Raw genomic sequence first — 21,625 nt, 5'->3', positions numbered from 1 at the left:
GGCTACATCTTCTTGATGCGGCGCACCATCTCGTGCGCGAAATCGATGAAGGCCTTGCTGCCCTTGGCGCCCGGGTCGAAGACCACGCCCGGCACGCCATAGCTGGGCGCCTCGGCCAGGCGCACGTTGCGCGGGATGACGGTGTCGAACACCTTGTCGCCGAAGTGCTCCTTGAGCTGGTCGCTGACCTGCTGCTGCAGCGTGGTGCGCGGATCGAACATCACGCGCAGCAGGCCGATGATCTGCAGGTCGGGGTTCATGTTGGCGTGCACCTGCTTGATGGTGTTGACCAGGTCGGTCAGGCCTTCGAGCGCGAAGTACTCGCACTGCATGGGCACGACCACGCCATGGGCCGCGCACAGGCCGTTCAAGGTGAGCATGGACAGGCTGGGCGGGCAGTCCACCAGCACGAAGTCGTAGTCGGCATCGACCGCCTTGAGGGCGCCCTTCAGGCGATCGTTGCGGCGCTCCAGGGTGACCAGCTCGATCTCGGCGCCACTGAGTTCGCGGTTGGCGCCCAGCACGTCGTAGCCCACGGCCTCGGAACGCACGGCGGCTTCCTTGACGCTGGCGTTCTCCAGCAGCACGTCGTAGATCGACAGCTCCAGCGCACGCTTGTCCACACCCGAGCCCATGGTGGCATTGCCCTGCGGGTCCAGGTCGATCATCAGCACGCGCTGGCCGACCTTGGCCAGGCCCGCTGCAAGGTTGACGGCGGTGGTGGTCTTGCCGACCCCGCCCTTTTGATTGGCGACACAGAAGATTTTGGCCATGGTATTTACACGCTTATTTGGCGATGGCCAGCTTGAGGCCAAAACCGATCAGGAACACGCCCGCAGTCTTTTCGAGAACCCGGGAAACCGCAGGATTGGCGCGCATGCGCTCGGCCAGATGCGCGGTCAGCAGCACCACGATCAGGCAATAGAGAGAGGTCAGCGCGGCCACCGTGGCCGCCATCACCGCGAACGTGAGCAGGCCCTGGTGGCTTGCGGGATCCACGAACAGCGGGAAGAAGGCCATGTAGAACACGATGGACTTGGGGTTCATCAGGGTGATCAGGCCGGCCTGGCGAAAGTAGTGGCGCGGCTCGATGTGCAGCACGGGCTTGTCGCCGGGCTTGGCGGTGAGCATCCTGAAACCCAGCCAGCCCAGGTAGGCGGCGCCCAGCCACTGCACGGCATGGAAGGCCGTGGGATAGGAGGCCAGCAGCGCGGCCACGCCCGCCACGGCCATCCAGATCAGCACCTGGTCGGCCGCCAGCACGCCGGCGCAGGCCGCCATTCCGGCACGTATGCCGCCCTTGCCGGTGGAGGTGATCAGCGCCAGATTGCCCGGCCCCGGAATCAGCAAAAACAGAAGAATGGCAACAACGAATGCGCTGAAATCGGAGATGCCGAACATGCTGACCCCTGAGCGATGAAAGCTGGGAGTTTATGCGAGGGCCATGGCCAGCGCATGTGGAACATGGCTCCGCCGCAACGCGGCAGTGTGCCATTCGGTAAAAAAATCAGGCGCAAACGCGCAGCCAGAGGATGCAGCGCTCGGCATCCAGGCCAGGCACCTTCAATGGTTCCACGTGAAACACCTGCACGTCGGCGGGCAGCGCGGCGATTTCATCGTCGGGGTGCTTGCCCTTCATGGCCAGCCAGGTGCCGCCCTCCTCCAGCGCCTGGCGCGACCAGCTGGTGAAGTCCGCCAGCGAGGCAAACGCACGGCAGCTGATCAGCGGATAGCGCGTGGTCAGCTGCTCCACGCGGCTGTGGATGCCGCGCAGGTTGGGCAGGCGCAGCGTGGCTGCCGCCTGCTGGATGAAGGCCGCCTTCTTGCCCACGGTATCCACGCAGTGCACGTCGATCTGCGGGCAGCAGACGGCAAACACCACGCCGGGCAGGCCGCCGCCCGATCCCACGTCCAGCATGGCAGTGCGCCCTGCGCGTGCCGGCATCTGGGCCAGATGGCGCTGCAGCGCCGGCACGGCGGCCAGGCTGTCGAGCAGGTGATGGGTCAGCATCTCCTGCGGATCACGCACGGCCGTGAGGTTGTAGACCTTGTTCCATTTGCCCAGCAGGGCCTGGAATTCCATCAGCGTATCGATCTGGGCGGGGGTGAGGTCCAGCCCCAGCGCCTGCAGGCCGGCTTCGAGCGGAGCGCGCAGTTCCTGGCTCATGCGGATGCCTCCTCGCCCTTCGCGTCAGTCACATCCGGTGCAAAGCCCCGAAAGCCCCCCTTCTTCAGGTGCACCATGAGCAGCGAGATCGCCGCTGGCGTCACGCCCGACATGCGCGACGCCTGGCCCAAGGTTTCGGGCCTGTGCTTTTGCAGCGACTGGCGCACCTCGAAGGACAGGGCCGGCACCTGCATGTAGTCCAGCTCGGCCGGCAGGCGCAGGTTCTCGAAGTGGGCGGCGCGCTGCACCTCGTCCTTCTGGCGGTCGATGTAGCCCGCGTACTTGGCCGCGATTTCCACCTGCTCGACCACGGAGCCGCTGAGATCGCCCAGCACCTCGGGCTGCACATCGGCCGAGGCATAGCGGCCCTCGTTCAGGCTCATCAGCTTGCCGTAGCCCACGTCGGGCCGGCGTAGCAGGTCGAACAGGTTGTACTCGCGCTCGATGGACTTGCCCAGCACACGCTCCGATTCCTCGGGCGTGACGATGCGCGGGTTGACCCAGGTGGACTTCAGGCGCTCTGTTTCACGTGAAACAGCATCGCGCTTGCGGCTGAAGGCATCCCAGCGCGCATCGTCCACCAGGCCCATGGCGCGGCCCGCTTCGGTCAGGCGCATGTCGGCGTTGTCCTCGCGCAGCTGCAGCCGGAACTCGGCGCGGCTGGTGAACATGCGGTAGGGCTCGGTCACGCCCTTGGTGATCAGGTCATCGACCAGCACGCCCAGGTAGGCCTCGTCGCGGCGCGGCAGCCAGGCTTCCTGGCCACGGCACTGCAGCGCGGCGTTGAGGCCGGCGAACAGGCCCTGGGCCGCCGCTTCCTCGTAGCCGGTCGTGCCGTTGATCTGGCCCGCGAAGAACAGGCCCTGGATCTGGCGCGTCTCGAAGCTGCTCTTGAGCGAGCGCGGATCGAAGTAGTCGTACTCGATGGCGTAGCCGGGGCGCAGGATGTGCGCGTTCTCCAGCCCCTTCATGCTGCGCACCAGTTCGTACTGGATGTCGAAGGGCAGGCTGGTGGAGATGCCGTTGGGATAGAACTCGTTGGTGGTCAGGCCTTCGGGCTCCAGGAAGATCTGGTGGCTTTCCTTGTCGGCAAAGCGGTTGATCTTGTCCTCGACGCTGGGGCAGTAGCGCGGGCCCACGCCCTCGATCTTGCCCGTGAACATGGGGCTGCGGTCAAAGCCGCTGCGGATGATGTCGTGCGTGCGCTCGTTGGTGTGGGTGATCCAGCAGGGCATCTGGCGCGGGTGCATGGCCGCATTGCCGATGAAGCTGAACACGGGCAGCACGCCTTCGTTGACACCACCGGGCATGCCGTCGCCGGGCTGCTCCTCGCACTGCGAGAAATCGATGCTGCGGCCATCCAGGCGCGGCGGCGTGCCGGTCTTCAGGCGCCCCTGGGGCAGCTGCAGTTCCTTGAGCCGCGACGACAGGCTGACGGCCGGCGGGTCGCCCGCGCGGCCTGCCGCGTAGTTGTTCAGGCCCACGTGGATCTTGCCGTCCAGGAAGGTGCCCGCCGTGAGCACCACGGTGCGGCTGCGAAAGCGCACGCCCACCTGGGTGACGGCGCCCACCACGCGGTCGCCCTCGACCATGAGGTCATCCACCGCCTGTTGGAACAGCCACAGGTTGGGCTGGTTCTCCAGCATGTCGCGGATGGCAGCCTTGTAGAGAATGCGGTCGGCCTGGGCGCGCGTGGCACGCACGGCCGGGCCCTTGGAGCTGTTGAGGATGCGGAACTGTATGCCGCCGATATCGGTGGCCAGCGCCATCGCGCCGCCCAGCGCATCCACTTCCTTGACCAGATGGCCCTTGCCGATCCCGCCGATGCTGGGATTGCAGCTCATCTGGCCCAGGGTCTCGATGTTGTGGCTCAGCAGCAGCGTCCTGCAGCCCATGCGCGCAGCGGCCAGCGCGGCCTCGGTGCCAGCGTGGCCGCCACCGACCACGATCACATCAAATTCCTGTGGGTACAACATGCTTATCACTCCGGGGGCCTGCCCGGCCCAAGCCCCCGACACGGAGCACTCACGCTCCGGCGCTCATGGCAGGTGGCCCTCGTTCATGTAGCGAGGGGAACCCAGCGGGGAACCCGCGATTTTCCCACCTTTGCCGCACCAGTGCCTTGCAAGGGGTCGGCCGGCCCCGCCACCGGGCCGGCACTGCGCCGGTGTTCCACGTGAAACAGTGCGGCGAACACGTGTGCACCGCAGGATGCTGCGCGCCGCCGCCCGCAGGGCGGCCCGCTTGCAAGAAACATGTGCAGGGCCTGTGATGCAATGGCGGCCATGCAGATCCTCATCTTCGCGGGCAGTACCCGCCAACAATCGCACAACCGGCGCCTGGCCGCCGCCGCCGCCGACATGGCGCGCGAACGGGGCGCCCAGCCCACGCTGCTGGAGCTGTCGGATTTCGACATCCCCATGTACAACGCCGACCTGGAGGCCAGCGGCACGCCGCCCGACGTGCTGCGCTTCAAGGCCGCGCTGCACAGCCACCCGGCCTGGCTGATCTGCTCGCCCGAGTACAACGGCAGCTACCCTGCCCTGCTCAAGAACGCCATCGACTGGGCTTCCAGCCCCGTGGCCGGTGATCCGGTCTGGTCCGATGGCACCCTGCCCTTTCGCGGCAAGGTCGTGGGCATGGCCAGCGCCTCGCCCGGTGGCCTGGGCGGCCTGCGCGCCCAGTCGCACCTGGCGCCGCTGCTGCTGAACCTGCAGTGCTGGCTGGCCCCCGTGAGCCACGCCGTGGGCCAGGCAGGCCAGGCATTCGACGACGCCGGCCGCCTGCAGCGACCCCAGGACCAGCTGGGCATGAAGGCCGTGCTGGAGCAGGTGCTCTGGGCTGCGCAGCGCCTGTCGACCTGAACCCTGCCGCCAGCGCGGTCCCATCATGCGCAGCCCCTGCACATGGGGTTAGCATGGGCGCTTGTCTTTCTTACCCTGATCGGAAGCCATCCACCATGAAGCTCTACTACAGCCCTGGCGCCTGCTCTCTGTCTCCCCACATCGTCCTGCACGAGGCAGGCCTGGCCTACGAGCCGGTCCTGGCCAGCACCAAGACGCACAAGCTGCAGGACGGCACGGACTACTACGGCATCAACCCGCTGGGCTATGTTCCCTTCCTCGTGCTCGACGACGGCGACACGCTGCATGAAGGCCCGGCCATCGTCCAGTACCTGGCCGACCTGGTCCCCGAGAAGAAGCTGGCGCCGGCCAATGGCACCATGGCCCGCTACCACCTTCAGGAGTGGCTGAACTTCATCGGCACCGAACTGCACAAGGGCTTCGGTCCCCTGTTCAACCCCGCCACGCCCGACGACTACAAGCCCGTGGTGCGCCAGCGCGTGCTGGACCGTCTCAAGTGGGTGGACGGCGAGCTCAATGGCCGCGACTACCTGATGGGCGAGCAGTTCACCGTGGCCGACGCCTACCTGTTCACCGTGACGGGCTGGGCCCAGTTCGTGGGCGTGGACATCTCCGAGCTGACCAACCTCCTGGCCTACCGCGAGCGCGTGCTGGCCCGCCCTGCCGTGCAGGCCGCGATGAAGGCCGAAGGCCTGCTCAAGTAAGCAGCGCCGAGCCCGGGCTCGGCGGCACAAGGGGCCGGCTGGTGTGAACCAGCCGGCCCCTTATCTTTTGCGCGTGCGGATGCGCTGCTCTATCTGGGCCGCCGCAGCGCGCACCTGCTGGGCGATGCGCCGCACGCGCGCCGCCGTCATGCGCTGGGTCAGCGCGGCCACGCTGACCGCCCCCATGGCCTGGCCCATGCTGTCGCAAAAATGCGCGCCCACGGCTGTCACGCCCAGGCTCACGCGGTTCTGTATCACGGCCACGCCTGCGCGGGCCGTTTCCTCGCAGGCCAGGCGCAGTCCCGCATCGGTGAGCTTGCCAAAGGCCGGCAGGGCGGGCGCCACACGCTCGATGATGGCCTCGCGCTCCTCGGGCGCAATGGCGGCCAGCACGGCCAGCCCCCCGGCGCCCACGCCCAGCGGGCGCCGGCTGCCGACCTGCAGCACCAACGTGCGTATGGGGAAGTCGCCTTCGAGCCGGTGCAGGCACACGGCCTCGAATCCGCTGCGCACCACCAGGTAGGCCGTGTCCTCGGTTTCACGTGCCAGCGCCGCCATGGCCGGCTCGCACAGGTCGCGTATGTCGTGCAGCATCGACCCGGCCAGACCCAGCTCGAAGGCCAGCGGCCCCAACCGGTAGCGGTGGGTCTGGGCGTCGTGCACCACCAGGCGCTCGGCAATCAGCTGCTTGAGGATGCGGTGGGCCGAAGGGTGGGGCACGCCGGACTTTTCGGCCAGTTCGCTGAGCGGGCAACCGCGCACGCCCCCGGTCGCCAGCAGCTTGAGAAAGGCCACGCCCCGCTTGAGGGAGCCGGCATCGGACGATGAGGTCATGTTCGTTTATCGGACAACTGAGTGGCGCCGCCGGGCGATTTGAAAACAATCGGAATGGCCGATCAACCACGGCCCGGCCAGGGCACGGCAAGGCCGGGCGCCACGGATTTCCGAATGATGCAACTCTCCCATCCGCCATTGCAAGACAGAATCGCCGTCGTCACCGGCGCCAGCAGCGGCATAGGCGCCGCCACGGCGCGGGCCCTGGCCCGCGAGGGCGCCACCGTCGTGATCGGCTACCACCAGGGCCGCGACCGCGCCCAGGCGCTGCGCGAGGAACTGCCGGGCAGCCACCACACGCTGCAGCTGTCGCTGCAAGACGAGGCCAGCCACGCCACCGCCGCCCAGTGGCTGCAGCAGCATCTGGGCCGGGTGGACCTGCTGGTCAACTGCGCGGGCTTCACCGAGCGCATCGCGCACGCGCAGATCGATGCGCTGGAGCCCGCTCTGTTCAACCGCATCCTGTGCGCCAACGTGGGCGGCACCTATGCCGTGACGCGGGCCCTGCTGCCGCTGCTGCGCGCCTCGCAGGACGCCGCCGTGGTCAACGTGTCCTCGGTCTCCGCCTTCACGGGCCTGGGCAGCAACATGGCCTATTGCGCCGCCAAGGCCGCGCTCGACACGCTGACGGTATCCATGGCGCGCGCCTTCGGCCCGGTGCGCTTTCTCTGCGTCTCGCCAGCCGCCGTGGACACAGGTTTCGTGGAGGGCCGCAGCCGCCAGGAGCTGGAGAAAAAGGCCGCGCACACGCCGCTGGGCCGCGTGGTCGAGCCCGGCGATGTGGCGCAGGCCATCCTCGCCTGCGCCACGCATCTGCGCACGGCCACGGGCACGCGCATCGTGATCGACGGCGGCCACAGCCTCGGTTGAAAGAAGGCACGGCATGCTCGTCGAACAACGCACCTACACCGCCCACCCCGGCAAATGGCGGGACTACCTGGCGCTCTACCAGGCCGAGGGCCTGGAGCTGCAGCAGCGCATTCTGGGCCGCATGGTCGGCTACTACACCAGCGACTCGGGGCCACTCAACCAGATCGTCCACCTGTGGGCCTATACGGACCTGAACGAGCGCGCCGAGCGCCGCGCCCGCCTGCTGGCCGAGCCACGCTGGCAGGCCTATGTGGCGCGCATGCTGCCGCTGCTGCAAAGCCAGGAATCGAAGTTCCTGGTCCCGGCCCCCTTCTTCCAGCCCCAGTGGAGCGGCTGCCAGGAGCCGCTCCACGGCGCCACAGGCCCCGCGTCCACTTCCGGCCCCCTTTCCACCGACTGACAGGAGACATCCATGCTGTGCAAAAAGCTTCACCACGCCGCCTACCGGTGCAAGGACGCGGCCGAGACCGTGCGCTTCTATACCGAGGTGCTGGGCCTGCGCTTCACCCACGCCATGGGCGAGGACCATGTGCCCTCCACGGGCCAGTACAGCCCGCACATCCACATCTTTTTCGAAATGGAGGACGGCAGCTCCATCGCCTTCTTCGAGTGCCCCAGGGACCCGGGCCAGATGAAGGACATGGAGTCGCCGGGCTGGATACAGCACTTCGCCTTCGAGGTCGCCGACGTGGACACCGTGCTGCGCACCCGGCAGGACCTGCTGGACCGGGGCATTGACGTGGTGGGCCCCACCAACCACGACGACTTCATCACCTCCATCTACTTCTTCGACCCTTCGGGCCACCGCCTGGAGCTGACCGCACGCACGGCCGACGCGGCGCGCCACCAGGTCTTCGAGCAGGAGGCCATGCAGGTGCTGGCCCTGTGGAACGAGACCCGCGACTGGTCGCAGCGCGAAAAGCTCTACGGCGCCCAGACCGGCTACGCACGCGCGGACCGCTAGCCGCAACACCAGCCAGGCCAGCCAGGCCACTGGACACGTCCGCAGCGCGCAATACAAAAAAGGAGACATGACATGACTGCCATCACCCGACGCACGGCCCTGCTTGCAGGCGCCGCCTCACTCGCCCTGTCCACGGCCCGGGCCCAGGGCGGTTTTCCCAACCGGCCCATTCAATTGATCCACGGCTTTGGCGCGGGCGGCAATGCCGACGTGGTGGCCCGGCTCGTGGCCCAGAAGCTGCAGGAATCGCTCAGACAGCCCGTGGTGGTGGAGATCAAGAGCGGCGCGGGCGGCTCCATTGCCAGCAACTTCGTGGCCAAGGCGGTGCCGGACGGCTACAGCCTGGTCATGTTCACGGGCGCGCACACCGTGTCGGCCGCGCTGCGCAAATCGCTGCCCTACGACGCGGTCAAGGACTTCGCCTTTGTCTCCACCGTCTCGTCCTTTCCCTTCGTAGTAGCCGTGCGCGCCGAGCATCCCGCCAGGACCCTGGCCGATCTGCTGGCCATGGCGCGCAAGGAACCGGGCCGCATCACCTTCACCTCAGTGGGCGTGGGCTCCACCCAGCACATGGCCGGCGAGCTGCTGGGCTCCACGGCCAAGGTGCAGCTGCTGCACGTGCCCTACCGGGGCGGTGGCGCACCCGTGCAGGCCGTGATAGCGGGCGATGTGGACGTGCTCAGCGACACGCTGACCGTGGCCATGCCACACATCAAATCGAGCCGGCTGCGCGCCCTGGCCGTCACCAGCGCCCAGGCCTGGCCCACCCTGCCCGAGGTGCCGCCGGCCTCGGCCGTGCTGCCCGGCTTCGAGGTGCGCTCCTGGCTGGGCCTGGCCGCGCCCGCAGGCACGCCCGCCGACGTGGTGCAAAGGCTGGCCGCCGAAACCCACAAGGCCCTGAAGGAGCCCGACCTGCTCCAGGCCCTGGCCAGCGCCGGCAGCGCGGCCATGCCCTGCAGCCCCGAGGAGATGCGTGGCATGGTGGGCGCCGAGATCGCGCGCTGGCGCGGCGTCATCCAGCAGGTCGGCATACCGCTGCAGGCCTGACGCCATGGACATCATCGGCCTGTGCGGCAGCCTGCGCCGCCATTCACTGAACCGCCTGCTGCTGGAGCTGGCGGGCGAATGCCTGCCACCCCAGGCCACGATGCAGGTCTGCGACTGGCGCGCGCTGCCGCCGCTGGATGCCGACCTGCTGGCCACGGGCATGCCCGAATCCGTGCACCAGTTGCGCGAGCGCATCCGCCGTGCCGACGCCGTGGTGCTGGCCACGCCCGAGTACAACTTCTCCATTCCAGGCATGTTCAAGAATGCGCTGGACTGGATCTCGCGTGGCGACGACCAACCCTTTCGGCACAAGCCCGTGGTCCTTGTCTCGGCCTCGCCCGGCCCGCTGGGCGGGGCGCGCGTGCAGTACGAACTGCGCAAGGTATTGCAGTGCATGGAAGCCGACGTGCTGGCCCGGCCCGAGGTGTTCGTGGGCCAGGCGGCGCAGAAATTCGACAGCCAGGGCCTGTGCACCGATGCCGCCACGCGCAGCTTCGTGACGGCGCAGATGCAGGCGCTGGGGCGACTCGTGGCGCAGCACCGTCGCCTGCACGACAGCGCGCAAATCCCTGGCCTGCACGATTGATTCCATGGGCGTAATCTGTGCCGTACGCCGCGCCGCCCGCACGGGTGGCGCTTTTGCTTCACGCACAGAAAGCCCCGTTGCATGACCTCTCTGTTCGAACCCATACAGGCCGGCGAGCTGCGCCTGCCCAACCGCATCGCCATGGCGCCCCTGACGCGCAACCGCGCACCCCAGGCCCTGCCCAACGACATCATGGTCACCTACTACGCCCAGCGCGCCAGCGCCGGCCTGCTGATCAGCGAAGGCACGGCCATCAGCCACCAGGGCCAGGGCTATGCCCATGTGCCGGGCCTGTACGGCAGCGAGCAGCTCGACGGCTGGAAGCGCGTGACCGACGCCGTGCACAAGGCCGGCGGGCGCATCGTCACCCAGCTGTGGCATGTGGGCCGGGTCTCGCACACCTCGCTGCAGCCCGAAGGCCAGGCGCCCGTGGGGCCGTCCCCGGTGGCGGCCAAATCCAAGACCTATGTGATCGACGAGGACTCGGGCAAGGGCCAGTTCGTGCCCACCTCCGCGCCGCGCGCGCTCGCCCAGCACGAGCTTCCCGCTATCGTCCACAGCTTCGCCGTGGCCGCGCGCAATGCCGTGGAGACGGCCGGTTTCGACGGCGTGGAGCTGCACGGCGCCAACGGCTATCTGCTGGACCAGTTCCTCAAGACCGGCGCCAACCAGCGCGATGACGACTACGGCGGCAGCATCGAGAACCGCGCCCGCCTGCTGCTCGAATGCACGCGCGCCGCCGCCGATGCCGTGGGCGGCGGCCGCGTGGGCATCCGCCTGTCGCCCGTGACGCCGGCCAACGACATCGCCGATGCCGACCCCCAGCCGCTGTTCGAATACGTGGTGCGCCAGCTGGCGCCGCTGGGCCTGGCCTACATCCACATCATCGAAGGCTCCACCGGCGGCCCGCGTGAATTGCCCGACCGGCCCTTCGACTACGCGGCGCTCAAATCCGCCTACCGCGAGGCCGGCGGCCAGGGCGCCTGGATGGTCAACAACGGCTATGACCGCGACATGGCGCTGCGCGCCGTGGAAAGCGGCCACGCCGATATCGTGGCCTTCGGCAAGGCCTTCATCTCCAACCCCGACCTGGTCCACCGCCTGCGTGACGACCTGCCGCTGAACCCCTGGAACTCCAGCCTGTTCTACGGAGGCGGCGCCGAGGGCTATATCGACTACCCGTTCGCGCGCCAGGCCTGATTTGCGGCCGCACAAACAAAAAGCGGAGTGCATCGCACTCCGCTTTTTTTATTCAGACGATCCACGTGGAACAGGAGTCAGGCCCCTGTCCCTGCGTCCGCTATCTCAGGCGTGTTCCAGCAGCTGGGTCTCGCGCGTGTCCCGGCCAGAGGCCAGCGAGGCGCGGCCTGCAGCCGGCGCCAGGCTGGGCTGGCCCTGGGAGGGACGGCCATAGGAAGCATGCGAGCCCATGGACGCCACGGCCGCACCGGCAATGCGGAACTGGCCCACCACCTGCGCCAGGCGCGCGGCCTGCTCGCGCAGCGACTCGGCGGCGGCAGCCGATTCCTCGACCAGGGCTGCGTTCTGCTGCGTCATGCGGTCGATATCGCCCACGGCCTGGTTGACCTGGCCGATGCCGCCCGACTGCTCGCTGGAAGCCGCCGTGATCTCGCCAATGATGTCGCCCACGCGCTGAACGCTGTCCACGATTTCTTTCATGGTCTTGCCCGCGTCCTCGACCTGGCGCACGCCCACGTCCACGGCCTGCACGCTGGTCTGGATCAGCGCCTTGATCTCGCTGGCCGCCTGGGCCGAGCGCTGGGCCAGGGACCGCACCTCGGCCGCCACCACGGCAAAGCCGCGGCCCTGCTCGCCGGCGCGTGCCGCTTCCACGGCGGCGTTCAGCGCCAGGATGTTGGTCTGGAAGGCGATGGAGTCGATCAGGCCGATGATGTCGCCGATCTTGCGGCTGGAGGTCGTGATCTCCTGCATGCTGACCACGGCCTGGGCCACCACGTCGCCACCGCGCGTGGCCGTGGTCGAGGCAGAGGCCGCCAGCTGGTTGGCCAGCTGCGAGGACGATGCCGTCTGCTGCACCGTGGCCGTGAGCTGGGACAGCGAGGCCACGGTCTCCTGCACATTGCTGGCCGTCTGCTCGGTGCGCGAGGACAGGTCCTGGTTGCCCGTGGCGATCTCCTGGCTGGCCGTGGCGATGTTGCCGCTGGCGTCGCGCACCTGGGTCACCATGGAGCCCAGGCTCTGCTGCATCTGGTCCAGCGCGCGCTGCAGGTCGGCCACCTCGTCCTTGCCCTCCACCTTCACGCTCTGCGACAGGTCGCCCTGGGCGATGGTCAGCGCCGTCTGGCGTGCCTGCACCAGGGGGCGGCAGATGGACAGCATGTTCATCAGCGTCAGCGGCACCACCACCAGCACCGTGAGCACCACGGCCGCCACGAAGATCCACTGCGTCTGCTCGGCCACGCCCTGCTCCTCGGCGGCCATGGCATCGACCTGCTGGCGCAGCAGCTGGTCGAGCTGGGCGATGAGCTTTTCGACCTCGGCCACCTCGGCCATGGCCTTGCCGCTCATGCGGTTGGCCGTGGTCGCCGTGTCATAGCCACCGGCCTCCAGCTGTCGCGCAATGTGCTCGAACTGCTGGCGGTAGCGGTCCACGCGCTCGGAGATGCCGCTGACGATGGCATCGTCGGCCGGATCCTCATCCTTCAGAAAGCGCTCGGCCACGGATTTCACGCGGTCGATGGCGGCCAGCCACTGGGTGTGGGCCTTGCGCACCTCTTCGGCACGCTCGTACTGGATGATCATGTCCTTTTCATGGGCGCGCACGGCACCCAGCTCGGCGCGCAACTCCACCATGTAGCCCATCTTGGCGTACGAGGTATGCATGAACTGCTGACTCATGCCATGGATGCGGAACATGCCCAGCATCCCGGCTCCGCCCAGCAGACCCAGCAGTACCAGCACCATGGCGATGGCACCCAGCATCCGCGTGCGGATCGTGAAAGCCCGCATCATTCCCAACAAGTTCATGACCGTTTTCCTCTCTGTCAGTCAGGGCGCACGCACGGTCTCCAAATGCATAGCGCCAACGTAAATACAAATTGTTGCAGTTTGTCAGATGATCGCCAATGGTCTATGACGGTTTTTGCATATTCACGGCTCTTTTCGATCTATCGGCCATTGCAGCGGATCATTGAGCCGGCCGGCTCACATCGAATTGGGCCAAATCAACCCTTGTCCAGCCAGGCGCTTGACCTTGCCATGGTGTCAGGGTTCAACATGCCGTCCATGGCTTGCGCCACTTCGGCGCGCCCCAACCAGGAGCGAGAGATGCAACATGTTTTCACCGTGCAGGGCATGACCTGCGGCCACTGCGAACGCGCCGTCACCCAGGCCGTGCAGGGCGTGGATGACCAGGCCCAGGTAAAAATCGATCGCGCAGCCCAGCGCGTTGAAGTCGACAGCAGCGCCAGCCGCGAGGCACTGGGCGCCGCCATTGCCGAAGAAGGCTACAAGGTCGTCTGAGAGACACCTCAAAGACACCGAAGGCATCCGAAAGGCACGCACCATGTCCGCCCACCCCGCACAGCACTGGCCCGTCTCCATCGGCGAGGCCGCGCGCCGCGCCGGTGTCTCGGCGCGCATGGTGCGCCACTACGAAGCCCAGGGCCTGCTGCCGCCCATGCACCGCACGGACGGCGGCTACCGCCAGTACGCCGAGGCCGACGTGCACGCCCTGCGCTTCATCCGCCGGGGGCGCGACCTCGGTTTTTCCATGGACGAGATCGCCACCCTGCTCGGCCTATGGCAGGACAAGAGCCGCGCCAGCAGCCAGGTCAAGGCCATCGCCCAGCGCCACATCGACGAACTGACCGAGCGCATCGCCGCCATGCAGGCCATGCAGCGCACGCTCAAGACCCTGGTGCACTGCTGCCACGGCGACGACCGGCCGGACTGCCCGATATTGGATGATCTGGCGGCGCCCGACACAGTGGGAAGCGGCGCGTAATTTAAGCTGTGGGCATGCTCACCACGCCCACACAGCTTCACCAATGGTTGCTTGAGCCTGAAGGTCAGCGGCTTGAGTTCAAGGAAGCCAAGCAGCGCTATGACTTTGAAAAACTGCTCAAGTACTGCGTAGCCCTGGCCAACGAAGGCGGCGGCGCCATCGTGCTGGGCGTGACCGACAAACGACCTCGCCTCATCGTAGGTACGCAGGCGTTCGAAGACCCGGGCCGCACCGAGGCCGGATTGCACCAGAGACTGGGCCACCGTATCCCTGTTGAGGAACTGCGCCTGCCGCAAGGCCGTGTGCTGGTTGTGCGTGTGCCCTCCCGGCTGCCGGGCACGGCATGGCAGATCGACGGCAGCTTTCTCAAACGGGCTGGCGATGATCTGGCGGCAATGAGCGCGCAAGAACTGCGGGCCATCTTCGATGAAACCGGCCCCGACTTCTCGGCACAGCCATGCCCAGGGGCCACGCTGGAGGACCTGGAGCCGTCATCCATTGCATTGTTCCGGGAGCGCTGGGCTCGCAAAGGCAATACCGCTCGCAGACGCGAACTGAGCGACGAACAGACCTTGCGGGATGCAGAGTTGCTCGTAGAAGGCAATCAGGTGAGCTATGCCGCGCTCATCCTGTTCGGCAAAAGAGCGGCTCTGACAAGATGGTTGGCCCAGGCGGAGCTGGTATTTGAATACCGGTCGTCCGAAGCTGCAGGACCAGCCGCCGATCGCGAAGAGTTTCGAGAAGGTTTTTTTGCGTGGCAGGACGCGCTCTGGAAAAAGATCAACTTGCGCAATGACCGCCAAAGCTACCAGGACGACTTTTTCCGCATGGACCTGCCGACATTTGCCGAGGTTCCGGTCCGGGAAGCGCTCCTGAATGCAGTTGCCCATAGGGACTATCGCCTGGGTGGTTCGATTTTCGTCAGGCAATTTTCCAAGCGGCTGGAGGTGATCAGCCCGGGAGGACTGCCGCCCGGAATCACGCCCGAGAACATCATTGACCAACAGAATCCGCGCAATCGCAGACTCGCCGAAGCCCTCGCCCGCTGCGGCTTGATCGAGCGCTCTGGTCAAGGCCTGAATCTCATGGTGGAAAGCGCGGTGCGACAAGGCAAGCCCCTGCCCAGCCTTGCAGGAACATCCGCCCACGAAGTACGGCTGACCCTGGAAGGCGGAGTGCGCAACCCGGCCTTCGTACGCTTCATGGAGCACCTCGGCGAAGAGAAGCTGAGCAGCTTCTCGACATTGGACTACCTCGCGCTGGAATGCCTGCAACAGGAAAAGCCGCTGTCTGCCCCTTTGAGGGAACGCCTTGCAGGCCTGCTGGCGGCGGGAGCGGTGGAATCCATAGGTCGAGGCAAAGGGACGCGCTACATCCTGTCCGAGGCCTTGTATGCGTCTTTGGGCGCCAAAGGAACGCATACCCGGCAACGCGGCCTGGACAGAGAGACCAACAAGGCGCTGCTGCTCAAACACCTCACAAAGCACAGAGAGCATGGTGCTGCGCTGGCCGAACTGCGGCAGGTGCTGCCGTCCTTGCCAATGAGTGCCGTTCAGGATCTGCTGAAAGAGCTGCGCAATGAGGGGCGCCTCCAGCTGATGGGTGCGCGCCGTTGGGCACGATGGCATTTGTCGGATTGATATCTGCAGCGTTTGGGCCGTGGCATCAAGACCGGCCTATGAGTCCAAAAGATGCCAAGTTCTTTAGCCTCTTTTAGAGAGTGAGAAAAACTGTTTTCCCACAACGACTTATAAAGCGCCCCAAAATTGCCGGAGGCTCTTTTAGGCTCTTGGAAACACCTCTATAGAACCAAAGCTCTGCGGGCATGTGCGGCTTCGGCTCAATCCTTGGAAGGGTTTGCCGCGCGCTTTGCGGAGGCCGCGCGCCGAGCAGGCTCCGCCCTGCGCAACACCCCCCCCATCAAGGTATCAATGCACTGCTGCGCCACTTCCTCGGCCGAGTACTGGCCGCCAGGCTGGTACCAGCGGCCTATCCAGCTGAGTGCGCCAGCAATCACGAAGGCCGTCATCTTGGGGTCGCAGGGGGCCAGCGAGCCCTCCTCCACGCCAGCGGCCACAAGGCGCCGGAAGGCCTGGTCTATGGCGGCCTTCTGGCGGCGCAGTTCGCGGCGGCTGTCGGGGGGGACCTGTTCGTCGCCGACACGGATCAGGCACATGCCGAAGTCCATGGTGACGATGCGCGCATAGACCTGCATGCAGGCGCGCAGCTGGTCCACGGCCTGGCCGCCTGCGCGGCGCGAGGCCTCGATGCCTTCCAGCGTCATGGCCAGGCCCTGGTTCACGCACTGCAGCAGGATCTCGTCCTTGTTCTTGACGTAGTAGTACAGCGTGGGCTTGCTCACGCCCAGCCGCGCGGCGATGTCGTCCAGCGAGGTGGCGGAAAAGCCGCGCTCGTTGAACAGCTGCGCGGCGGCCTGCAGCACGGCCTGGCGCTTGGCCTCGCGCTGCTGCTCGCGGTCGGGCGTGCCGCTCCAGGGCGAGTCCACGGCGGGCGCCGCACGGCCTTTGCGGGCGCGAGTGCCGGGGCTGGGTCGGGTCTTGGTTTCAGGGCTCGATGGCTTCATGGCGGCGGGTGCACCGGGGAAATCACCGATGCTGCATGCGGAGGGCGACAACCAGAATCTACTCCAAAGTAAACAGCCTACGCATCAGTAGGCTCCTGCCCGGCTCGACGAACCAACGCACGAGAGCGCCATGGAGACACACCCCGACGGCGGCCCGCCCGCCCCCTTGCTGCAGGTCGATGGCGTCACGCTCGCTTTTGGCGGCGTGAAGGCGCTGTCGGGCGTGGGCTTCGATGTGCAGCCCGGCTCGATCACGGCGGTGATCGGCCCCAACGGAGCGGGCAAGACGTCGCTGTTCAACACCATCTCGGGCTTTTACCGGCCCACGGGCGGCTCCATCCGCTTCCAGGGCGAGGACATCACGCGCATGCCGGCGCCGCGCCGCGCGCGGCTGGGCCTGGGGCGCAGCTTCCAGAACATTGCGCTGTTCCGGGGCATGACGGTGCTGGACAACATCAAGCTGGGCCGCCACGCCCACCTGCGCACCAACGTGTTCGATGCCCTCCTCTACCTGGGCCGCGCTCGCCGCGAAGAGGCCGAGCTGCGCCGCGACATCGAGGAGCGCATCATCGATTTCCTGGAGATAGACCACATCCGCCATGCGCCCGTGGCCGCCCTGTCCTACGGGCTGCAAAAGCGCGTGGAGATGGCGCGCGCCCTGGCCATGCAGCCGCGCATCCTGATGCTGGACGAGCCCGTGGCCGGCATGAACCGCGAGGAGACCGAGGACATGGCGCGCTTCATCCTCGACGTGCGCGCCGAGTGGGGCGTGACCGTGCTCATGGTGGAGCACGACATGGGCATGGTCATGGACCTGTCCGACCATGTGGTGGTGCTCAACTTCGGCCAGGTCATCGCCCAGGGCACGCCTGCCGTGGTGCAGGCCGATCCCGAGGTGAACCGGGCCTACCTGGGCGCCGGTGATGTGGGCGAGCTGCGGCGCCGGCTGCGCGGCGCGTCCGCCCGGCCAGAGCCCGCCACGCCGCAGCCTGCCCTGGCACAGAGGGCCGCATGATGGACTGGGCCTACCTGTTCGAGATCGCCCTCACGGGCCTGGCCGCAGGCGGCCTGTATGCGCTGGCCGCGCTGGCCTTCGTGGTGGTCTACAAGGCCACGCGCGTGGTCAACATCGCCATCGGCGAGCTGCTGATGGTGGGCGCCTACCTGTTCTTCACCTTCGCGGCCATGTTCGCGCTGCCGCTGTGGCTGGCCATTCCCGCCGCCGTGCTGGGCACGGGGCTGCTGGGCGCGCTGATCGAGCGCACGATGATCCGGCCGCTGCTGGGCGAGCCGCCGATCTCGGTGTTCATGGTCACCGTGGGCCTGGCCTCGGTGCTGGTGGGCCTGGTGGAGCTGATCTGGACGGCCGACCAGCGCCGTCTGCCCGAGTTCATGCCCACGCAGCCCGTGATGATCGGCGAGGCCTTTCTCGCGCCCAAGGTGGCCTGGGGCGCAGCCGTGGCCGTGGTCTTCATCGCGGCCGTGCTGCTGGTGTTCCGCTACTGGCGTGGCGGCGTGGCCCTGCGCGCCACGGCCAGCGACCAGGCAGCGGCCTATTCGGTGGGCATCAACGTGCCGCGCGTGTTCTCGCTGGCCTGGGTGGTGTCGGCCATGATCGCGGCGGTCTCGGGAATCATCGTCGGCTCCATCGGCGGCATCTCTTCGAGCATGGGCGTGTTCGGCCTGTCGGTGCTGGTGGTCGTCATCGTGGGCGGGCTGGACAGCGTGCTGGGCGCCCTGGTCGGCGGCCTGTTCATCGGCCTGGTGGAGGCGCTGGCCGGCGCCTACCTGGGCGGCGAGTACAAGCTGCTGGCCACCTTCATCGTGCTGGTCGTGGTGCTCATGCTCAGGCCCTACGGCCTGTTCGGCACGCACGAGATCGAGCGGCTCTAGACAGCTTCAGAAAGACGGCAGCATGCGCATAGGCACCCTCAAGGAAAGCTACATCGCCGATGCGGCGCTGTTCGACTCCCGCACGCAACGCATCTGGCTGGCCATGGCCGGCGCGCTGCTGCTGCTGTTCCCCTTCATGGCAAGCGACTACTGGCTGTACCTGGCCTGCCTGGTCAGCATCAACGTGGCCGGCGCCACGGGGCTGAACATCCTCACCGGCTACACGGGCCTGGTCAGCCTGGGCCAGGCCGCCTTCATGGGACTGGGCGCCTACACGGTGGCCATCCTGCAGGCGCGCTGGGGCACGCCCGTGCTGTTCAATCTGCTGGCGGGCGGCTTCGTGGCCATGCTGGGCGGCATCGTGGTGGGCCTGCCCTCGCTGCGCGTCAAGGGCCTGTACCTGGCGATTGCCACCATCGCGGCCTCGTTCATCGCCCATTTCCTGTTCGCCAACCTCAAGCTCACGGGCGGCACGGCGGGCCTGACGCTGCAGCCGGCCACGGTGTTCGGCGTGGCGCTGGACACCTCGTTCCGGCTGTACTGGGTGATCGTGCCCGTCACGCTGCTGATGCTGCTGGGCGCGGCCAACCTGTTTCGCACGCGCATAGGCCGCGCCTTCATCGCCATCCGCGACCGCGACATCTCGGCCGAGGTGCTGGGCATACCGCTGCTGCGCTACAAGCTGCTGTCGTTCGGGCTGTCCTCGTTCTACGCGGGCGTGGCGGGCGGGCTGTGGGCGTACTTCTTTCGCGTGGTCACGCCCGAGAGCTTTCCGCTCTTGATGTCCATCTTCTTTCTGGCGGCCATCATCGTCGGCGGCATGGGCTCCATCCTGGGCGGCATCCTGGGCGCGGTCTTCATGACCATGGTCCCGGAGCTGCTCAAGCTCATCGTGGACCTGCTGCCCGGCGGCTCCGAGCTGGCCGTCTTCCTGTCGCCCGTGCGCACCATGGTGTTCGGGCTGCTGATCATCGTCTTTCTGGTCTTCGAGCCGCAGGGGCTCGCAGAAATGTGGCGGCGCCTGCGCCGCTTCTTCCACCTGTGGCCCTTCCGCAATTGAGGCGGCGCCGCGCACGACAAGCAAAAGGAGACAAGCAATGCAACAACACCCGACCTCCTCGCGCCGCCGCAGCCTGCTGCTGGCGGCCGGCGCCAGCCTGGCCGCACCGCTGGCCGCCCGCGCCCAGGCTGGCGGCGAAGACATCGTGATCGGCGGCTCCATCCCCATGACGGGCGTGTTCGCCTTCGCGGGCGTGGGCATCAATGCCGGCATGGGCGACTACGTGAAGATGGTCAACGAGGCAGGCGGCATCAAGGGCCGCAAGGTCCGCTACGTGCCCGAGGACACGGGCTACAAGGTCGATGTCTCGGTGGCCGCGTTCAAGAAGATCACCAGCCAGAACAAGGTCAACCTCTACTACGGAGACTCCACGGGCTTTTCCAAGACCATCAACCCGGAGCTGGACCGCAACGGCGCCATCCTCATGGCGGGCGCCTCCTTCGCCACCGAGCTCAACAACCCGGCCAAGTACCCGAACCAGTTCCTCGTGGGGCCCGACTACACGGAGATGTTCGGCATCCTGCTCAAGCACATCGCCAAGGAAAAGCCGGGCGCCAAGGTGGCCTTCGTCTACTCCGACTCCGAATTCGGCCGCGACCCCATCGAGGCCAGCGAGGCGGCCGCCAAGAAGCTGGGCCTGAACGTGGTGGCCAAGCTGATGACGCCGCCCGGCAGCGTGGACGTGTCCACCGAAGTCATCAAGCTGCGCCGCGCCGCGCCCGACTACACCATCTTCCACGGCTACATCCTCGCGCCCATTCCCGAGTTCATCCAGCAGGGCAAGCAGATGGGCATGACCAGCCAATGGATGGGCACCTTCTGGACCATGGACAGCTCCACCGTCATGAAGATGGGCGAGGCCGGCGACGGCTTCATGGGCGTCATGCCCTACCGCTACTACTACGACACCTCGGCCAAGGCGCCCATGCTGGACAAGATCCGCGCGCTGCGCCCCGAGTACCAGAGTACGGCCTATATCCAGGGCTTCCTGGCGGCCATGCTGTTCGTGGAATCGGCCAGGCGCTGCCTGGACGCGGGCAAGCCGCTCACCGGCCCCAACCTCAAGGCCGCGCTCAATTCCATCAAGGACTTCGACACGGGCGGACTGATCGGCGTGCCCATCACCATCAAGGGCAATTCGATTCCCGTGGGCCGCGTCTACAAGGCGGACATGAAGGCGCAGAAGATGCTGCCTGCCTCTGACTGGATCGCACTTTGACCGTCGTCCGAACAGACGCCCGCACATGACCGAGCAGCCCACGGACAAGGTCCTCGAAATCAACAACATCGAGGTCATCTACAACAAGGTCGTGCAGGCCCTGCGAGGCCTGTCGCTGGCCGTGCCGCGCGGCCAGATCGTGGCCCTGCTGGGCAGCAACGGCGCGGGCAAGAGCACCACGCTCAAGGCCGTCTCGGGGCTGCTGGCGCTGGAGGACGGCCTGCTGGCCAGCGGCAGCGTGCGCTACAACGGCCAGTCCACCGCGCAGTACGCGCCCCAGCAGCTGGTGCGCCTGGGGCTGTCGCATGTGATGGAGGGCCGGCGGGTGTTCGAGGACCTCACGGTGGAGGAAAACCTCGTGGCCGCCACCTACGCGCTCACGGGCCGCAATCAAGTGAAGCCCGACTTCGACCTGGTCTACAGCTACTTCCCACACCTGCATGAGCGACGCAAAGGCCTGGCCGGCTACCTGTCGGGCGGCGAGCAGCAGATGCTGGCCATTGGCCGCGCGCTGATCGCCGAGCCCCAGCTCATGCTGCTGGACGAGCCCTCGCTGGGCCTGGCGCCGAAGCTGGTGGAGGACATCTTCACCATCATCGCGCGCATCAATGCCGAGCGCGGCACCTCCATGCTGCTGGTCGAGCAGAACGCCACCGTGGCCCTGGCCGTGGCGCACAGCGGCTACATCATGGAGAACGGCAAGATCGTCATCGACGGCCCGGCCGAACGCCTGGCCCAGGACGCCGACGTGCGCGAGTTCTACCTGGGCATGGGTGGTGGCGGCGAGGCAAAAAGTTTTCGCGACCTGAAGCACTACAAGCGCCGCAAGCGCTGGTTGTCCTAGC

23 protein-coding genes are annotated in these 21,625 nt (G+C 67.0%); 16 read left to right on the top strand and 7 right to left on the bottom strand.

All coding sequences use genetic code 11. The features are described from left to right. Window positions 1–2: 2 nt before the first annotated feature. The 4 genes from KDK82_RS23960 to mnmG form a co-directional block, all read right to left on the bottom strand. Entirely contained in the window at window positions 3–773 is a 771-nt protein-coding gene (locus KDK82_RS23960) for a ParA family protein (RefSeq protein ID WP_088166424.1), read from the bottom strand. 13 nt (window positions 774–786) lie between these two features. After that, window positions 787–1,401 (bottom strand): LysE family translocator, encoded by a 615-nt coding sequence (locus KDK82_RS23955; RefSeq protein WP_088166423.1) that lies wholly within the window; start codon window positions 1,399–1,401, stop codon window positions 787–789. 106 nt (window positions 1,402–1,507) lie between these two features. Next, window positions 1,508–2,167 (bottom strand): 16S rRNA (guanine(527)-N(7))-methyltransferase RsmG, encoded by a 660-nt coding sequence (gene rsmG / locus KDK82_RS23950; protein WP_088166422.1) that lies wholly within the window; start codon window positions 2,165–2,167, stop codon window positions 1,508–1,510. Beyond that, the gene (mnmG, locus tag KDK82_RS23945) at window positions 2,164–4,143 is read right to left on the bottom strand and encodes a tRNA uridine-5-carboxymethylaminomethyl(34) synthesis enzyme MnmG (protein ID WP_088166421.1); all 1,980 of its coding nucleotides are present in this window, start codon (window positions 4,141–4,143) and stop codon (window positions 2,164–2,166) included. The genes rsmG and mnmG overlap by 4 nt, the downstream gene beginning before the upstream one ends. A 300-nt stretch (window positions 4,144–4,443) precedes the next feature. On the opposite strand from mnmG, the gene KDK82_RS23940 reads away from it, so the two are divergent. Both KDK82_RS23940 and gstA read left to right on the top strand, forming a co-directional pair. Then, window positions 4,444–5,031, top strand: a complete 588-nt coding sequence (locus KDK82_RS23940) for an NADPH-dependent FMN reductase (RefSeq protein ID WP_088166420.1) — start codon at window positions 4,444–4,446, stop codon at window positions 5,029–5,031. Between the two features lie 95 nt (window positions 5,032–5,126). Then, window positions 5,127–5,735 carry a glutathione transferase GstA gene (gene gstA / locus KDK82_RS23935; RefSeq protein WP_013799958.1) on the top strand — a complete coding sequence of 203 codons (609 nt, stop codon included), beginning with the start codon at window positions 5,127–5,129 and terminating at the stop codon, window positions 5,733–5,735. 60 nt (window positions 5,736–5,795) lie between these two features. Here the strand turns inward: gstA and KDK82_RS23930 are convergent, their stop codons facing one another. Further along, window positions 5,796–6,569: an IclR family transcriptional regulator gene (locus tag KDK82_RS23930; RefSeq protein ID WP_088166419.1), complete on the bottom strand. Its 774-nt coding sequence runs from the start codon at window positions 6,567–6,569 to the stop codon at window positions 5,796–5,798. Window positions 6,570–6,683: 114 nt separating this feature from the next. On the opposite strand from KDK82_RS23930, the gene KDK82_RS23925 reads away from it, so the two are divergent. The 6 genes from KDK82_RS23925 (at window position 6,684) to KDK82_RS23900 (ending at window position 11,236) form a co-directional block, all read left to right on the top strand. After that, window positions 6,684–7,439, top strand: a complete 756-nt coding sequence (locus KDK82_RS23925; protein WP_012201982.1) for an SDR family NAD(P)-dependent oxidoreductase — start codon at window positions 6,684–6,686, stop codon at window positions 7,437–7,439. A gap of 13 nt (window positions 7,440–7,452) precedes the next feature. Beyond that, the gene (locus tag KDK82_RS23920; protein ID WP_063327853.1) at window positions 7,453–7,839 is read left to right on the top strand and encodes an NIPSNAP family protein; all 387 of its coding nucleotides are present in this window, start codon (window positions 7,453–7,455) and stop codon (window positions 7,837–7,839) included. 12 nt (window positions 7,840–7,851) lie between these two features. Next, window positions 7,852–8,403, top strand: a complete 552-nt coding sequence (locus KDK82_RS23915) for a VOC family protein (protein WP_088166418.1) — start codon at window positions 7,852–7,854, stop codon at window positions 8,401–8,403. A 72-nt stretch (window positions 8,404–8,475) separates the two neighbouring features. Then, window positions 8,476–9,450 carry a tripartite tricarboxylate transporter substrate binding protein gene (locus tag KDK82_RS23910; protein ID WP_088166417.1) on the top strand — a complete coding sequence of 325 codons (975 nt, stop codon included), beginning with the start codon at window positions 8,476–8,478 and terminating at the stop codon, window positions 9,448–9,450. 4 nt (window positions 9,451–9,454) lie between these two features. Next, window positions 9,455–10,036, top strand: a complete 582-nt coding sequence (locus KDK82_RS23905; protein WP_088166416.1) for an NADPH-dependent FMN reductase — start codon at window positions 9,455–9,457, stop codon at window positions 10,034–10,036. A gap of 81 nt (window positions 10,037–10,117) precedes the next feature. Further along, a complete protein-coding gene (locus tag KDK82_RS23900; RefSeq protein ID WP_088166415.1) occupies window positions 10,118–11,236 on the top strand; it encodes an alkene reductase in 1,119 nt (372 codons plus the stop codon). Between the two features lie 105 nt (window positions 11,237–11,341). Here KDK82_RS23900 and KDK82_RS23895 read toward each other — a convergent pair whose 3' ends face one another. Then, complete coding sequence (locus KDK82_RS23895; RefSeq protein ID WP_012201976.1) at window positions 11,342–13,045, bottom strand: methyl-accepting chemotaxis protein; 1,704 nt, start codon at window positions 13,043–13,045, stop codon at window positions 11,342–11,344. A gap of 300 nt (window positions 13,046–13,345) precedes the next feature. Here KDK82_RS23895 and KDK82_RS23890 point away from each other — a divergent pair, with 300 nt between their 5' ends. From KDK82_RS23890 to KDK82_RS23880, 3 genes are read left to right on the top strand one after another with little or no spacing between them, the layout of a single operon-like run. Continuing rightward, window positions 13,346–13,540 (top strand): heavy-metal-associated domain-containing protein, encoded by a 195-nt coding sequence (locus KDK82_RS23890; protein ID WP_088166683.1) that lies wholly within the window; start codon window positions 13,346–13,348, stop codon window positions 13,538–13,540. A 43-nt stretch (window positions 13,541–13,583) separates the two neighbouring features. Next, the gene (gene cueR, locus KDK82_RS23885) at window positions 13,584–14,024 is read left to right on the top strand and encodes a Cu(I)-responsive transcriptional regulator (RefSeq protein WP_063327858.1); all 441 of its coding nucleotides are present in this window, start codon (window positions 13,584–13,586) and stop codon (window positions 14,022–14,024) included. A gap of 14 nt (window positions 14,025–14,038) precedes the next feature. Then, window positions 14,039–15,664, top strand: coding sequence for an ATP-binding protein (locus KDK82_RS23880; RefSeq protein WP_088166414.1), 1,626 nt, complete (start codon window positions 14,039–14,041; stop codon window positions 15,662–15,664). Between the two features lie 200 nt (window positions 15,665–15,864). Here the strand turns inward: KDK82_RS23880 and KDK82_RS23875 are convergent, their stop codons facing one another. Beyond that, complete coding sequence (locus KDK82_RS23875) at window positions 15,865–16,608, bottom strand: TetR/AcrR family transcriptional regulator (protein ID WP_088166413.1); 744 nt, start codon at window positions 16,606–16,608, stop codon at window positions 15,865–15,867. Between the two features lie 130 nt (window positions 16,609–16,738). Between KDK82_RS23875 and KDK82_RS23870 the strand changes: the two genes are divergently transcribed. From KDK82_RS23870 to KDK82_RS23850, 5 genes are read left to right on the top strand one after another with little or no spacing between them, the layout of a single operon-like run. Continuing rightward, window positions 16,739–17,623, top strand: a complete 885-nt coding sequence (locus KDK82_RS23870; protein ID WP_088166412.1) for an ABC transporter ATP-binding protein — start codon at window positions 16,739–16,741, stop codon at window positions 17,621–17,623. Beyond that, entirely contained in the window at window positions 17,620–18,501 is an 882-nt protein-coding gene (locus KDK82_RS23865) for a branched-chain amino acid ABC transporter permease (protein ID WP_013799949.1), read from the top strand. The genes KDK82_RS23870 and KDK82_RS23865 overlap by 4 nt, the downstream gene beginning before the upstream one ends. Before the next feature lie 22 nt (window positions 18,502–18,523). Then, on the top strand, window positions 18,524–19,561 hold the full coding sequence (locus tag KDK82_RS23860) for a branched-chain amino acid ABC transporter permease (RefSeq protein WP_088166411.1): 1,038 nt from the start codon (window positions 18,524–18,526) through the stop codon (window positions 19,559–19,561). Window positions 19,562–19,598: 37 nt separating this feature from the next. Then, the gene (locus KDK82_RS23855; RefSeq protein WP_043825208.1) at window positions 19,599–20,780 is read left to right on the top strand and encodes an ABC transporter substrate-binding protein; all 1,182 of its coding nucleotides are present in this window, start codon (window positions 19,599–19,601) and stop codon (window positions 20,778–20,780) included. A 25-nt stretch (window positions 20,781–20,805) separates the two neighbouring features. Beyond that, window positions 20,806–21,624, top strand: a complete 819-nt coding sequence (locus KDK82_RS23850; RefSeq protein ID WP_088166410.1) for an ABC transporter ATP-binding protein — start codon at window positions 20,806–20,808, stop codon at window positions 21,622–21,624. Window position 21,625: the final 1 nt, after the last annotated feature.

It is taken from the genome of Delftia sp. K82 (genome assembly GCF_002193035.1).
Classification (GTDB): Bacteria; Pseudomonadota; Gammaproteobacteria; order Burkholderiales; family Burkholderiaceae_C; genus Comamonas; species Comamonas acidovorans.
This window is presented reverse-complemented; position numbering and strand designations above follow the sequence as displayed.

Coding starts and splice junctions, on each gene's coding strand:
- KDK82_RS23960 (WP_088166424.1), bottom strand. CDS start 773: ATGGCCAAAATCTTCTGTGTCGCCAATCAAAAGGGCGGGGTCGGCAAG.
- KDK82_RS23955 (WP_088166423.1), bottom strand. CDS start 1,401: ATGTTCGGCATCTCCGATTTCAGCGCATTCGTTGTTGCCATTCTTCTG.
- rsmG (WP_088166422.1), bottom strand. CDS start 2,167: ATGAGCCAGGAACTGCGCGCTCCGCTCGAAGCCGGCCTGCAGGCGCTG.
- mnmG (WP_088166421.1), bottom strand. CDS start 4,143: ATGTTGTACCCACAGGAATTTGATGTGATCGTGGTCGGTGGCGGCCAC.
- KDK82_RS23940 (WP_088166420.1), top strand. CDS start 4,444: ATGGCGGCCATGCAGATCCTCATCTTCGCGGGCAGTACCCGCCAACAA.
- gstA (WP_013799958.1), top strand. CDS start 5,127: ATGAAGCTCTACTACAGCCCTGGCGCCTGCTCTCTGTCTCCCCACATC.
- KDK82_RS23930 (WP_088166419.1), bottom strand. CDS start 6,569: ATGACCTCATCGTCCGATGCCGGCTCCCTCAAGCGGGGCGTGGCCTTT.
- KDK82_RS23925 (WP_012201982.1), top strand. CDS start 6,684: ATGATGCAACTCTCCCATCCGCCATTGCAAGACAGAATCGCCGTCGTC.
- KDK82_RS23920 (WP_063327853.1), top strand. CDS start 7,453: ATGCTCGTCGAACAACGCACCTACACCGCCCACCCCGGCAAATGGCGG.
- KDK82_RS23915 (WP_088166418.1), top strand. CDS start 7,852: ATGCTGTGCAAAAAGCTTCACCACGCCGCCTACCGGTGCAAGGACGCG.
- KDK82_RS23910 (WP_088166417.1), top strand. CDS start 8,476: ATGACTGCCATCACCCGACGCACGGCCCTGCTTGCAGGCGCCGCCTCA.
- KDK82_RS23905 (WP_088166416.1), top strand. CDS start 9,455: ATGGACATCATCGGCCTGTGCGGCAGCCTGCGCCGCCATTCACTGAAC.
- KDK82_RS23900 (WP_088166415.1), top strand. CDS start 10,118: ATGACCTCTCTGTTCGAACCCATACAGGCCGGCGAGCTGCGCCTGCCC.
- KDK82_RS23895 (WP_012201976.1), bottom strand. CDS start 13,045: ATGAACTTGTTGGGAATGATGCGGGCTTTCACGATCCGCACGCGGATG.
- KDK82_RS23890 (WP_088166683.1), top strand. CDS start 13,346: ATGCAACATGTTTTCACCGTGCAGGGCATGACCTGCGGCCACTGCGAA.
- cueR (WP_063327858.1), top strand. CDS start 13,584: ATGTCCGCCCACCCCGCACAGCACTGGCCCGTCTCCATCGGCGAGGCC.
- KDK82_RS23880 (WP_088166414.1), top strand. CDS start 14,039: ATGCTCACCACGCCCACACAGCTTCACCAATGGTTGCTTGAGCCTGAA.
- KDK82_RS23875 (WP_088166413.1), bottom strand. CDS start 16,608: ATGAAGCCATCGAGCCCTGAAACCAAGACCCGACCCAGCCCCGGCACT.
- KDK82_RS23870 (WP_088166412.1), top strand. CDS start 16,739: ATGGAGACACACCCCGACGGCGGCCCGCCCGCCCCCTTGCTGCAGGTC.
- KDK82_RS23865 (WP_013799949.1), top strand. CDS start 17,620: ATGATGGACTGGGCCTACCTGTTCGAGATCGCCCTCACGGGCCTGGCC.
- KDK82_RS23860 (WP_088166411.1), top strand. CDS start 18,524: ATGCGCATAGGCACCCTCAAGGAAAGCTACATCGCCGATGCGGCGCTG.
- KDK82_RS23855 (WP_043825208.1), top strand. CDS start 19,599: ATGCAACAACACCCGACCTCCTCGCGCCGCCGCAGCCTGCTGCTGGCG.
- KDK82_RS23850 (WP_088166410.1), top strand. CDS start 20,806: ATGACCGAGCAGCCCACGGACAAGGTCCTCGAAATCAACAACATCGAG.